Source organism: Paenarthrobacter sp. NPDC057981, assembly GCF_042886835.1.
Taxonomy (GTDB): domain Bacteria; phylum Actinomycetota; class Actinomycetes; order Actinomycetales; family Micrococcaceae; genus Arthrobacter.
The window spans coordinates 1-12,297 of the sequence record NZ_JBHVQI010000044.1 but is presented as its reverse complement, the minus strand read 5'-3'; the positions used below and the strand labels follow the sequence as shown (position 1 = coordinate 12,297).

The window sequence follows — 12,297 nt, the reverse complement described above, 5'->3', positions numbered from 1 at the left end:
GCCCCGCACCTTTCGGTGCGGGGCCGGCGTCGTCAAGGGCTGCTTAGGCTACGTTGTTCTCGTAGTCCGTGTCCTTGGTTTCGCGGGTGAACCACAGAGCGACGAACGTGACCACCGCAGCGACGGCCATGTAGACCCCCACCAGCCAGGTGCTTCCGTTCGCTGCGGACCACAGGGCGATGGCCACGAAGGACGCAGGTGCCGCGCCGATCATGGAGGACAGGTTGTACGCCACAGCGGAGCCCGTGTACCGGACGTTGGCCGGGAACAGCTCGGGCAGGATGGCCGCCATGGGACCAAAGGTCAGGCCCATGAGGGTGAAGCCGACGATGAGACCAACCATGGCAGCCGCCTGGCCAGGACCGAACATGGTGAACCAGAGGGCACCGAAGACAAAGATGCCTGCGGTGACGCCCAGCAGGAACTTGCGGCGCCCCCACTTTTCGGCCAGCGGCCCGGAGACAACGGTGAAGATACCGAAGAAGATCACACCGATGATCAGCATCCACAGGAAGTCGGAACGGGAGATCCCCAGACCCGGCACGAACGCGGCAATCTGCTCCGCGGTCATGGGCTTGCCGGCCTTCTCAGCAGCCGCCTGCGCACCTGCCAACGTCGGCTTGGTGCCGTAGGAGAGGGTGAAGGTGGTCATGATGTAGAACAGCACGTAGGTGGCAAACATGATGAACGTGCCTGCGACCACGGGGCGCCAGTGGTTCTTGAGCGTGGCACCCAGGGGAAGCTTCTGGACCTTGTCCTGCTGGACCACCTTGGTGAAGGATGCGCTCTCCACGAGCTTGAGTCGGACGTACAGGCCCACAATCACCAACACGGCGCTCACGAGGAACGGCACTCGCCAGCCCCATGCCAGGAATTGTTCGGGAGTCAGAGCAACATTCATCCAGATGAAGATCACGTTGGCGATGATGAAGCCGATCGGGGCACCCAGCTGCGGGAACGTACCGTAGATGGCGCGCTTTCCCTCGGGCGCGTTCTCGGTGGCGAGCAAGGCGGCACCGGACCATTCGCCGCCCAGGGCCAGACCCTGGAAGAACCGCAGGACCACAAGCAGCAGCGGCGCAAGGATGGCCCACCCGGGCAACGATGCTTCGGGGAGAAGGCCGATAAGGAAGGTGGCAATACCCATCGTCAGCAAGGAAGCCACCAGGGTTCCCTTTCGGCCGATCTTGTCACCAAAGTGCCCGAAGACCACGGCGCCGATAGGCCGCGCGAAGAAGGCGACGCCGAAGATGGCGAAGGCGCTGAGCAGGGCGTTGATGTCGGTGGCATCGGGGAAGAAGAGCTTCGGGAAGACGAGCACAGACGCCGTCGCGTACGCGTAGAAGTCGTAGAACTCGATCGTGGTGCCGATCAGGCTGGCGAAGATCACCCGCCCCCGCGAGTTCACCGGTCGAGTGGACTCGCCTTCCTTGGATGGTGCAGTGGAAGACATGTAGTAGCAGCTTTCGTTCACGCCGTGCGGTGCCTGAGCGCACCACCCGGAGAAGGATTATTTGAGAGTTCAATAATAGTTCCCGCCGTCCATTCACTGGACAACAATGTCCAGCATGCGGACACATCGGAAAATCCCAATATGTGGCCTGCGCCACAATACCTCACCAACGCCTCACCGACGCCTCACGCGCCGGTGACCGCTCTGATAGGGAAATGTCACAGCGCGTTTACAAACAGCGACCGTCCGCGAAATGCGCCAAACCTACCTTGGAAGAACAACGACCCCCACCAAGGAGGCACTCCGTGACTGTTGAAAGCACCGCAGATGCACTGGCTCCAGTCCAGTCCACTGCTGCCGCCACCACCGCTCTTGAACACCGCCCCGGCCGCTGGATTGCCAACTGGGATGCCGAGGACAAAAGCCAGTGGGAAGCCGAAGGCCGGGTCATCGCGAAGCGAAACCTGTACTGGTCCATTTTCGCCGAATTCCTCGGATTCGTTGTGTGGCAGCTGTGGTCCATCGTGGTTGTGCAGCTCCCCGCGGCCGGCTTCACGTTCGACACCAACCAGATCTTCTGGCTCATCTCCATCCCCAGCCTCGTAGGCGCAACACTTCGTATCCCCTACACCTTCATGGTTCCCAGGTTCGGTGGCCGGAACTGGACCATTGTCTCGACACTGCTGCTCCTGATCCCCACCACAGGACTGGCGCTCTGTGTCTCGAACCCGCAGACTCCGTTCGGCGTCATGCTCCTCATGGCCGCCCTGGCAGGCTTCGGTGGTGGCAACTTCGCCAGCTCGATGGCCAACATCACCTTCTTCTACCCCGCCCGCGAAAAGGGTTGGGCCCTGGGACTGAACGCCGCAGGCGGAAACCTGGGTGCCGCCGTCGCACAGCTTGTCGTCCCCATCGCCATCACCCTGCTGGCGGCCGGAACGGTAAACCTGCCCATGGCTGGCATCATCTGGATCCCGCTGATCATTGTCGCCGCCTTCGGCGCCTGGAAGTACATGAACAACCTCACCAGCGCCAAGGGTGACGTGGCCGGCTCCCTGGCCGCGGTGAAGGAACCGCACCTGTGGATCATGGCGTTCCTGTACATCGGCACTTTCGGCTCATTCATCGGTTTCGCAGGTGTCTTTCCCAAGCTGATCAAGGACTACTTCCCGGAGTTTTCCTCCATCCACGTCGGTGCAGTGGCATTGTCCCTGGCCTTCCTTGGGCCGCTGGTTGGCTCCCTCGCCCGGCCCTACGGCGGACGCATGGCCGACCGCATGGGCGGGGCACGCATGACCATCACCGCGTTCGCATCGATGGCCATGATCACCCTCACCATGATCTGGACGCTGCCGCTGAAGAATTTCTGGCTCTTCCTTGGCCTGTTCCTCCTGCTCTTTGTCTCCAGCGGCTTCGGAAACGGCGCTACCTACCGTATGATCCCGGTCATCTTCGCGACGTCCAGCCGGGCAGCCCGTTCCGGTGCCAGCAGCGCCGCCACGGCACGCCTCGCAGCGTCTTCCCTCGGCCTGATCTCCGCGATCGGCGCCTACGGCGGCTTCGTGATTCCGCAGGTGCTCAACGCCTCCAACACCGCCAGCGGCTCCTACACCCCGGCGTTCTACGGATTCGTGGCGGCCTATGTCCTGATGCTGGCCGTTTGCTGGGTCTGCTACATCCGCCCCGCCCGCCAGCGCAACACGATCGGACACATCTAGATGCCCAACGGCGCCGATACCCACTGCCCCTACTGCGCGCTCCAGTGCGCCATGACGCTGAGCCCGGCCACCCCTGAGGTGGCGGGCCAGGCGCCAGCGGCCGCCGCGCCTGCCCAACCCGCCGCGCCCCTCGAAGTTTCCGGGCGCGAGTTCCCCACCAACCGGGGCGGGCTGTGCCGCAAGGGCTGGACGTCGGCGTCGTTGTTGCGTCACAACGGCCGTGTCACCGAGCCGCTGCTCAAAGGCTCCGACGGCGTCCACCAACCGATCACCTGGGAGCAAGCCCTCACGCTCATCACGGCCGCCGTCAAGGAGACGCAGCAGCATTACGGGAACGACGCCGTGGGGGTCTTCGGCGGCGGCGGCCTCACCAACGAGAAGGCCTACATGCTGGGCAAGTTCGCCCGTTTGGCCCTTCGCACTTCAAGAATCGATTACAACGGCCGGTTTTGCATGTCCTCGGCCGCAGCCGCCGGGAACCGCGCGTTCGGCGTGGACCGCGGACTCCCCTTCCCGGTCGCGGACCTCGACTCCGCCGCCGTCATCCTCATGCTTGGTTCCAACGTCGCCGAAACCATGCCGCCGTTCGTCCAGCACCTGCAAGGCGCACGCGACGCCGGCGGGCTGATCGTGGTGGACCCCCGCCGCTCGGCTACTGCGGCCTTAACGTCCGACGGCGGCGGCCTCCACCTGCAGCCGACGCCAGGTACTGATTTGGCGCTCCTTTTGGGCATTTCGCACGTAGTGGTCCATGAGGGTTTGGTGGACTCTGCTTTTGTGGCTGCCCGCACCTCCGGCTACCCGGCGGTGGTGCGCAGCCTTAACGCTTTCTGGCCGGAACGGGTCCAGTCCATCACCGGCGTCCCTGCGAACCTCATCCGGGACACTGCACGCCGTCTCGCCCAAGGTGCACGGGCCGGCGGCAGCTACATCCTCAGCGGCCGCGGGGTGGAACAACACGTGGACGGTACAGACACTGCCACGGCCGCCATCAATCTCAGCCTCCTCCTGGGCCTGCCCGGATCGGCGCGAAGCGGCTACGGCACGCTCACCGGACAGGGCAACGGCCAGGGCGGACGAGAACACGGCCAGAAGGCCGACCAGCTACCGGGCTACCGCAAGATCACCGATCCCGCGGCACGCGCCCATATCGCTTCCGTGTGGGGCATCGACGAGTCGCTCATCCCCGGTCCGGGACTGCCCGCCGTCGAACTCCTCAAGTCACTCGGAAAGCCCGACGGCGTCCGTTGCCTTTTCGTGCACGGCGCCAACGTGGTGGTCTCGGCACCGGACACCAATGCCGTCACTGCCGGGCTCAGGGACCTCGACTTCCTGGTGGTCTGCGACTTCTTCATGTCGGAGACGGCGATGGAGGCGGACCTTGTGTTGCCGGTGACGCAATGGGCCGAGGAGGAGGGAACGCTGACCAACCTTGAGGGACGCGTGATCCGGCGTCGCCGTGCGCTGACCCCTCCCCCTGGTGTCCGCAACGAATTGTGGATGATGGCGCGTCTCGCCGAGCTTCTACAAGCGCCATCCACCTTCAGTGACGATCCCCAGACTGTGTTCGAGGAACTGCGTTTGGCTTCTGCCGGTGGCTTGGCCGATTATTCCGGCATCGACTACGCCATGTTGGACCGCGGCGAAGCTGCCTACTGGCCGTACCCCGTGGGCACCAACGGCACTCCCCGACTGTTTGCCGATGGCTTCGCGCACGCCGATGGCCGGGCCGTGATGGTTCCCGTGACCCCGTCCAAGAGGGCCGTGCGTTCATTCGCCGATGATTCGCTGGCCTTGGCCACCGGGCGGCTGCTGGAGCACTATCAGTCCGGTTCGCAGACACGGCGGGTTGCTGACTTGTTGGCCGCTCAGCCACAGGCGCGCCTGCTGATCCACCCCTCCACGGCTGCCTCCCGCGGGATCGCCGATGGCGACTACGCCACGGTGACGAACGCGCGCGGCGAGGTCTTGTGCCGTGCGGAGCTGAGCAACAACGTCCGGCCTGACACTGTTTTCCTGCCATTCCATTTCCCCGGCCAGGAGAACGCCAACCGGCTCACTGAGGCCGCAACCGATCCGATCTCCGGCATGCCGGAATTCAAGACCAGCCGGGTGTGGGTCCGACGCGCAGTTTCCAACCCGGTCCCCGCCGTTCTCGCAGACGCGGGACTGTCATTGCACGCCAAGGAGGCATTGTGAGCGAGCGCATTGTTGTTGTTGGATTCGGGCCGGTGGCCGCTCGTCTGGTGGACGAGCTGCTTCCTTCCGTTCGTTCGGGCTTGGTGCAGCTGCTCGTTGTAGGACAGGAAACCGAGGCTGCCTACAACCGCGTGATGGTCGCCGAGCTTGGGGTGGGGCGTACAACGGCCGGTGCCCTTGCCATGGCGGATGCTGCTGACTTGGAAGCTTCCGGTGTGGAAATCCGGCTTGGCACCACGGTCAGGCGCATTGACCGCGCCCGCCAGACGGTTGTCCTTTGCGATGGCAGCGCTGAGCGCTACGACCGGTTGGTCTTTGCCACAGGTTCACGGCCCGTCATCCCCAACCTCACCGGACTCAATCCCGATCCTTCCGGGCCGGTACTGCCCCGTGGCGTGATCACGCTCCGTGACCTGAAGGACGCTGCCGTTCTGCGTTCGGCGGTAGCCGGGCGCAAGCGCGTTGTTGTCCTCGGCGGCGGCGTGCTCGGCTTGGAGACTGCCTTGGCCGTCTCCGAGGAAGGTGCCCAGGCAACCGTGGTCCACAACGGACCGTTTCCGCTGGGCCGCAGCATCGACCGCGGCAGTGGCTCGGTCCTGACTGCCAGCCTGCGCGCCAACGGAGTCCGCATGGCCGGGAACGCCCGCTCCACCGGCGTCGAAACCGCGGGCCCTGACGAGTCTTTCTCGGCGTTGTTGCTCGCCGACGGTTCCGCGATCGACGGCGACCTGCTGGTCCTGTCCTGCGGCGTCCGGCCCCGGATCGAGTTGGCGGAGGGCTGCGGTCTGCCTGTTGCCGACGGGATCCTGGTGGACCACCACCTCCGTACGCATCACGAGCCACACATGTTCGCAATTGGTGACTGCGCCGAAGTCCGCTGCTCTGATGCCTCCTGCGTTGAGTGCCGAAACGCCGTTGGTCCTTCCGGCCTTGTTGGTCCCGGGTGGCGGCAGGCAGAGTGGCTGGCGGAGTACCTGATGGTCCTTGCCCGGGATGGACAGACCGCCGCGGATTCGCTGGAGCCGCTGGCCGCTGAAAAGCCCGGTGTCATTGTGTTGAAAGCCCGTGGCCTCACCCTGGCCGTGGCGGGCGACAACCAGGCCGATCCTTGGGACGAGGAACTCCTTGTGGCCGGGGCTGCTGCCGGCCGCGCCCGCCGGCAGATCTCGCAGTGGGCAGACCCCGAACACGGCCGCTACGTGAAGATGACCACCCGGGGCGGTGTGCTGGAAGGGCTGGTTGCCGTGGGCATGCCCAGGACTGCCGCTGAACTGGTGATGCTGTTCGAACGCGCCTCCGAGCTGCCCGCGGACCGCTCCTTGCTGCTCCGGCTCGATGGCCCGGACCAACTCGATGCCGGTGCCGCGAACAATGACCCCCAAAGAACCGTGTGCCGCTGTGCCGGTGTCAGCGCCGCAAGTATCGGGGATTCCGTGGTGGAGGGCTGCTCTTCCGTGGCGGAGGTTTCCAAAGCAACCCGGGCCGGGACCGGCTGCGGTGGATGCCACGAGGACATCAAGGGCCTCATCGAGAAGCACTTCCAAGGAGCTGCTGCCTAAGGGCGGGCCGCGGGATCGCTGGAAAGCTGCGGGTTAGCCGGAAGCTTCCGGGTGTACCCGCAGCTTTCCGGCGAAGTCGCGTGGACGCCCCGGCGGACTAGAATTCCGACAGTGAACATCTCTGAACCCGCCCCCGGCGTCCATTTTGTCGAAGGGCCCGCGTCCAACTGGCTCATTGTCCGCGATGAGACAGGTTTCCTCCTGATCGACGGCGGATACCCCGCAGACCAGGGCCTCGTGCTCGACTCCATCCGCCAGCTGGGACTCGATCCTGCTCAGGCCAAGGCCATGCTCATCACGCACGGCCACGTGGACCACATTGGCTCCGCCGCCTTCTTCTCTGAGAGCTACGGGACGCCCGTCCTCTGCTCCCCGGAGGAGCTGGCCCACGTCCAGGGCAAGGAGAAGCATCAGGTCACCATGGGCCAAGTCCTGGCCAGGGTGTGGCGACCAACTGTCTTCCGCTGGATGGTCCATGTCATCAAGGCCAAGGCCCTCCAAGCCAAGCCGGCCGTAAGCGCCGAAGCCTGGACCCCTTCACGGCTCGCTGGCCTCCCAGGCCGGCCTGAGGCAATGACACTGCCCGGCCACACCCCCGGAAACGTGGTCCTCCGGCTGCCGGACGCCGGAGCGATCGCCGTGGGAGACACGTTCGTCAGCGGGCACCCGATCAGCAGCAAGGAAGGCCCACAGATGCTGCACAAGATGTTCCACTCGGACCCGACCGCGGCGCTGAACTCTGCCCGGCAATTGGAAGGCCTGCAGGCTGACGTGATCCTCCCAGGTCACGGCCCCGCCCTGCACATGCCCTTGGCCGAAGCGGTGGCTGCACTGGGCTCCTAAGACACAAAGAGCCCGTTTCGATGGCTTGGCTGCGCAGAGTCCCGTGCAAACGGCACCCTGCGCAGCGAAGCCCCGAAACGGACTCCCGTGAAGCAGCGGGCTACATGTGCACGTGCAGGCGGCGTGCGGCCTCCGAGATGGAGCCGGTCAGTGACGGGTACACGGTGAAGGCGCTTGCTACGTCGTCAACGTGCAGCTTCTGGGTAACAGCCACAGAGATCGGGAAAATCAGTTCCGAGGCGTTCGGTCCCACCACCACGCCACCGATGACGGTGCCGGATCCCTTGCGGGCGATGATCTTGACGAAGCCGTCCTTGGTGTTGCGCATCTTGGCACGGGCATTGCTGAGCAACGAGAGCATCACGACGTCGCCCTGGTACTTGCCAGAGGCGAGATCAGCCTCGGACACGCCCACGGAGGCAATCTCCGGAGAGGTGAAGATGTTCGACGCCACCTGGTTGAGCTTGAGCGGCTTCACGCCGTCGCCCATGAAGTGCGCAATGGCGATCCGGCCCTGCATGGCAGCCACAGACGCCAAGGCAAAGACGCCTGTGCAGTCGCCGGCGGCGTAGATGTTGGGCGCAGTGGTGCGGGAAACGCCGTCGACCTTGATGTGGCCCGATTCGGTCAGCGTCACGCCGGCTTCTTCGAGTCCGACCCCTGCGGTGTTCGGGATGGATCCGACGCACACCAGGCAGTGCGAGCCCGTCACCACGGAACCGTCACCCAAGGTGACCTTCACGCCGTCGTCCGTCCGCTCAACCGCATTCGCGCGGGACTTGGACAAAACGCGGACGCCGCGGCGTTCGAAGACGCCCTCCAGCAACTTGGCAGCGTCCGTGTCCTCGCCGGGGAGGACCTGGTCGCGGCTGGAAATCAAGGTGACCTTGGAGCCCAGGCCGTTGTAGGCGGAGGCGAATTCGGCACCGGTGACACCGGATCCCACCACAATCAGTTCCTCGGGCAGTTCGTCCAGGTTGTAAATCTGGGCCCAGTTGAGGATGCGTTCGCCGTCGGGCTTTGCCGTGGGGAGTTCGCGCGGGTGGGCGCCGACGGCCAAAAGGATGGCGTCGGCGTCGATGGTGCGGGTCCCTTCCAGGGTCAGGACCTCGATGGTGTTGTTGTCGAGCAGTTTGCCGGAGCCGATGACGATTTCCACGCCCAAACGCTCAAGGCCGGCGCGGATGTCGTTGGACTGTCCGTGGGCCAGGTTCAGGACGCGGTCGTTGATGTGCTTGAGGTCGGCGCGGGGCTTGGAGGCCGCGCCGTCGCCGTCGAACTTGACTCCCAGCTCGTCCGCCTCACCGACGCGGGTCATGAGGTCGGCGGTGGCGATCAGGGTCTTGGAGGGCACGACGTCGGTCAGCACGGCGGATCCGCCGAGGCCGGCGCGCTCGACGATGGTGACGTGGGCACCCAGTGAGGCGGCTACCATGGCGGCTTCGTATCCGCCGGGACCACCTCCCAGGATCGCGATACGGGGGGCACTGAAGTCAACTTGGGTGGTCACAATCCTCAATTCTCGCTTATTGCCCCGCAGGCTGCCACTCAGCCCACCCTCACCTCTGCCCCTACCTGATTGCGGTTGACGCAAGGTAGCTTGTACCAGTGAGTAACACTGAGCTGATGAACACAGACCCCTTTGAAGCCGCCCAGGCCGCCGCAGACTTCATAGCCGCCGAGACCGGCGTCGAGTCCCACGACGTAGCGCTGGTGCTCGGATCCGGCTGGGCCGAAGCCGCCGATCTCATCGGCGAGACCACAGCAACCTTGAATGCCTCCGAGGTGCCGGGCTTCCATAAACCAGCCGTGGTGGGCCACGTGGGCACCATCCGTTCCGTACTCACCAAGGAGGGCAAGCGCGCCCTGGTCCTGGGTGCAAGGACGCACTACTACGAAGGCCGCGGCGTCCGCTCGGTTGTCCACGGCGTCCGTACGGCTGCAGCCGCAGGCTGCAAGACACTGGTGCTGACCAACGGCTGTGGCGGGCTGAACGAGGACTGGACGCCTGGCACCCCCGTGCTGATCGGTGACCACATCAACTTGACGGCAACCTCACCGCTTGAGGGCGCAACTTTCGTGGACCTCACGGACCTCTACTCCCCGCGCATCCGGCAGCTGGCCCGGGAGGTCGATTCCTCGCTGCAGGAAGGCGTGTACGCACAGTTCACCGGCCCGCACTATGAGACCCCGGCCGAGGTGCAGTATGCCAAGCGGATCGGTGCGGACCTGGTGGGCATGTCCACGGCGTTGGAAGCCATCGCCGGCCGGCACGCAGGCATGGAAGTCTTTGGCATCTCGCTGGTCACGAACCTCGCCGCAGGCATAAGCCCGGTGCCGTTGAGCCATGCGGAGGTTCTGGAAGCCGGGCAGGCAGCTGGCAAGCGGATCTCGAAGCTTCTGGCGGAGATCATCGCCAAGCTGTAACCGCTCCCTCCGAGCAACGCGGGGTCACTTATGGCCGATGTTTACGACAAACATGGGCCGTAAGTGACCCCGCGTTGTTTTTAACGGGGGCGTAAACGCACAGTAAATTCACAGAATAAAACAGATTTATTGCGCAACATTTGATTCTCGACGGCGGCATATGCCACGCGCGCACGTTGGCAATGTAAGCGCTTGCGCATGTACTGGCGAGTAGCTGTTTGGGCCTCCGAAACACCCTTTGATTTGCGGCCTAACACGTGTCTAGCGTGGAGTCTGTTCCGGTAAGTCGACGTGCCGGAACCACCCGTGGTGAGCCTCCTTCCGGGACTCACCGCCACCTCGAAACGATGGCGTCCTTCGATGACGCCACCAGCGGATCGATGGACGACTGAGTCGAGACCCCAACCGGGGAACAGGGCATGCGCCCCACTCCACGAAGTCCAACACTCCGCGAGAAGAGCAAGCATGAACACGCACTCAAACCCCCAACGGCCTCGGCGGCGTCTGCGACGGGCAGTAGCCGTCGCAGCGGCTGCCAGCGTAGCGGGCACCATCCTGCTGGTGACGCCGGCCGCGCAGGCGAACCTGCCTGCCGACCCGCCGTCGAGCACCATGCCGGCACCCACGCCCGGCTTCCCGCTGCCGTCGCTGCACACCCAGCAGGCCTACGATCCCGCCGCCAACTTCACCTCGAAGTGGACCCGGGCCGACGCCAAGCAGATCATGGCCCAGAGCAACCCCAACGTTTCGCCCGGCCAGAACTCCATGAGCCCCAACGTCACCATGCCGGAGATTCCCAAGGACTTCCCGGCAATGAACGACGACGTGTGGGTCTGGGATACGTGGTCGCTGACTGACGAGAATGCCAACCAGATCAGCTACAAGGGCTGGGACGTTATCTTCGCCCTGGTGGCCGACCGCCACGCCGGCTACGGCTTCGACCAGCGCCACTGGAACGCACGGATCGGCTACTTCTTCCGGAAGACCAACGCCGATCCCGCCAAGGACAAGTGGAACTACGGCGGACATCTCTTCCTGCCCAACACCTCCATCGGCAACACCGAATGGTCCGGCTCCACGCGCCTGATGCAGGGCAACAAGATCAACGTCTTCTACACGGCCACCACGTTCTACGACGTCGCCGAGCGGAACGCAGGCGGCGGCGGGATTGCCCCGGATGCCGTCATCGCCAAAGCCTTGGGCAACATCCACGCCACCAAGGACGGCGTCAGCTTCGACGGCTTCCAGCACACCAAGCTGCTGGAACCGGACGGAAAGCTGTACCAGAACAAAGCCCAGAACCCGGGCTTCGCCTTCCGTGATCCGTACACCTTCAGTGACCCTGCCCACCCGGGCAAGACCTTCATGGTGTTCGAAGGCAACACCGGCGGCACCCGCGGCTCCTACAAGTGCAAGCAGGAGGACCTCGGCTACCGCCCTGGCGATCCCCACGCCGAGTCCGTGGACCAGGTCAACAGCACCACCGGCGCCTGGTACCAGACCGCCAACGTTGGCTTGGCTGTGGCCGACAACAAGGACCTGACAAAGTGGAGCTTCCTCCCGCCGCTCCTGTCCGCCAACTGCGTCAATGACCAGACGGAGCGCCCGCAGATCTTCATCCAGAACGAGAATGGCAAGAACAAGTACTACCTGTTCACCATCAGCCACCAGTTCACGTACGCGGATGGCATGCGCGGCCCCGACGGCGTCTACGGCTTCGTCGGCGACGGCGTCCGTTCCGACTACCAGCCCGTCAACAACAGCGGACTGGCTCTCGGATCACCCACGGACCTGAACATGCCGGCCAACGCGCCGGAAGGTCCGGACCCGCGCCAGAACGGCCGCCAGTTCCAGGCCTACTCGCACTACGTGCAGCCCGGTGGCCTGGTGCAGTCGTTCATCGACAACGTGGACGGCGTCCGCGGCGGTTCCCTCTCACCCACCGTGAAGATGAACTTCAAAGCCGGCGTGACGCAGGTTGACCGCAGCTTCGGCCAGAACGGCCTCGGCCCGTTCGGCTACCTCCCCACCAACGTCCGCGTTGGCGGCGAGGGCCTCTACAAGTAACACCCGGCCCTAAGGCCACGGCGGGGTGCTC

The 12,297-nt window shown here is 64.7% G+C and carries 8 protein-coding genes; 6 read left to right on the top strand and 2 right to left on the bottom strand.

Annotation, left to right across the window (positions count from 1 at the left end; genetic code table 11):
* Positions 1-43: 43 nt before the first annotated feature.
* Positions 44-1,453, bottom strand: a complete 1,410-nt coding sequence (locus tag ACFVSI_RS21875; RefSeq protein WP_387828532.1) for an MFS transporter — start codon at positions 1,451-1,453, stop codon at positions 44-46.
* A 305-nt stretch (positions 1,454-1,758) separates the two neighbouring features.
* Here ACFVSI_RS21875 and ACFVSI_RS21870 point away from each other — a divergent pair, with 305 nt between their 5' ends.
* From ACFVSI_RS21870 to ACFVSI_RS21855, 4 genes are all read left to right on the top strand, one after another.
* Complete coding sequence (locus tag ACFVSI_RS21870) at positions 1,759-3,171, top strand: MFS transporter (protein WP_387828529.1); 1,413 nt, start codon at positions 1,759-1,761, stop codon at positions 3,169-3,171.
* A complete protein-coding gene (locus ACFVSI_RS21865) occupies positions 3,172-5,370 on the top strand; it encodes a molybdopterin oxidoreductase family protein (RefSeq protein ID WP_387828526.1) in 2,199 nt (732 codons plus the stop codon).
* Positions 5,367-6,929 (top strand): FAD-dependent oxidoreductase, encoded by a 1,563-nt coding sequence (locus ACFVSI_RS21860; protein WP_387828523.1) that lies wholly within the window; start codon positions 5,367-5,369, stop codon positions 6,927-6,929. Before ACFVSI_RS21865 ends, ACFVSI_RS21860 begins: the two co-directional genes overlap by 4 nt.
* Positions 6,930-7,040: 111 nt before the next feature.
* Positions 7,041-7,772, top strand: coding sequence for an MBL fold metallo-hydrolase (locus ACFVSI_RS21855; RefSeq protein ID WP_387828520.1), 732 nt, complete (start codon positions 7,041-7,043; stop codon positions 7,770-7,772).
* A 100-nt stretch (positions 7,773-7,872) separates the two neighbouring features.
* Here the strand turns inward: ACFVSI_RS21855 and ACFVSI_RS21850 are convergent, their stop codons facing one another.
* A complete protein-coding gene (locus tag ACFVSI_RS21850; protein ID WP_262277896.1) occupies positions 7,873-9,282 on the bottom strand; it encodes an NAD(P)H-quinone dehydrogenase in 1,410 nt (469 codons plus the stop codon).
* 116 nt (positions 9,283-9,398) lie between these two features.
* On the opposite strand from ACFVSI_RS21850, the gene ACFVSI_RS21845 reads away from it, so the two are divergent.
* Together ACFVSI_RS21845 and ACFVSI_RS21840 are read left to right on the top strand one after the other, a co-directional pair.
* Positions 9,399-10,199, top strand: a complete 801-nt coding sequence (locus ACFVSI_RS21845) for a purine-nucleoside phosphorylase (RefSeq protein ID WP_387828517.1) — start codon at positions 9,399-9,401, stop codon at positions 10,197-10,199.
* 465 nt (positions 10,200-10,664) lie between these two features.
* The gene (locus tag ACFVSI_RS21840) at positions 10,665-12,266 is read left to right on the top strand and encodes a glycoside hydrolase family 68 protein (protein ID WP_387828514.1); all 1,602 of its coding nucleotides are present in this window, start codon (positions 10,665-10,667) and stop codon (positions 12,264-12,266) included.
* Positions 12,267-12,297 lie beyond the last annotated feature (31 nt).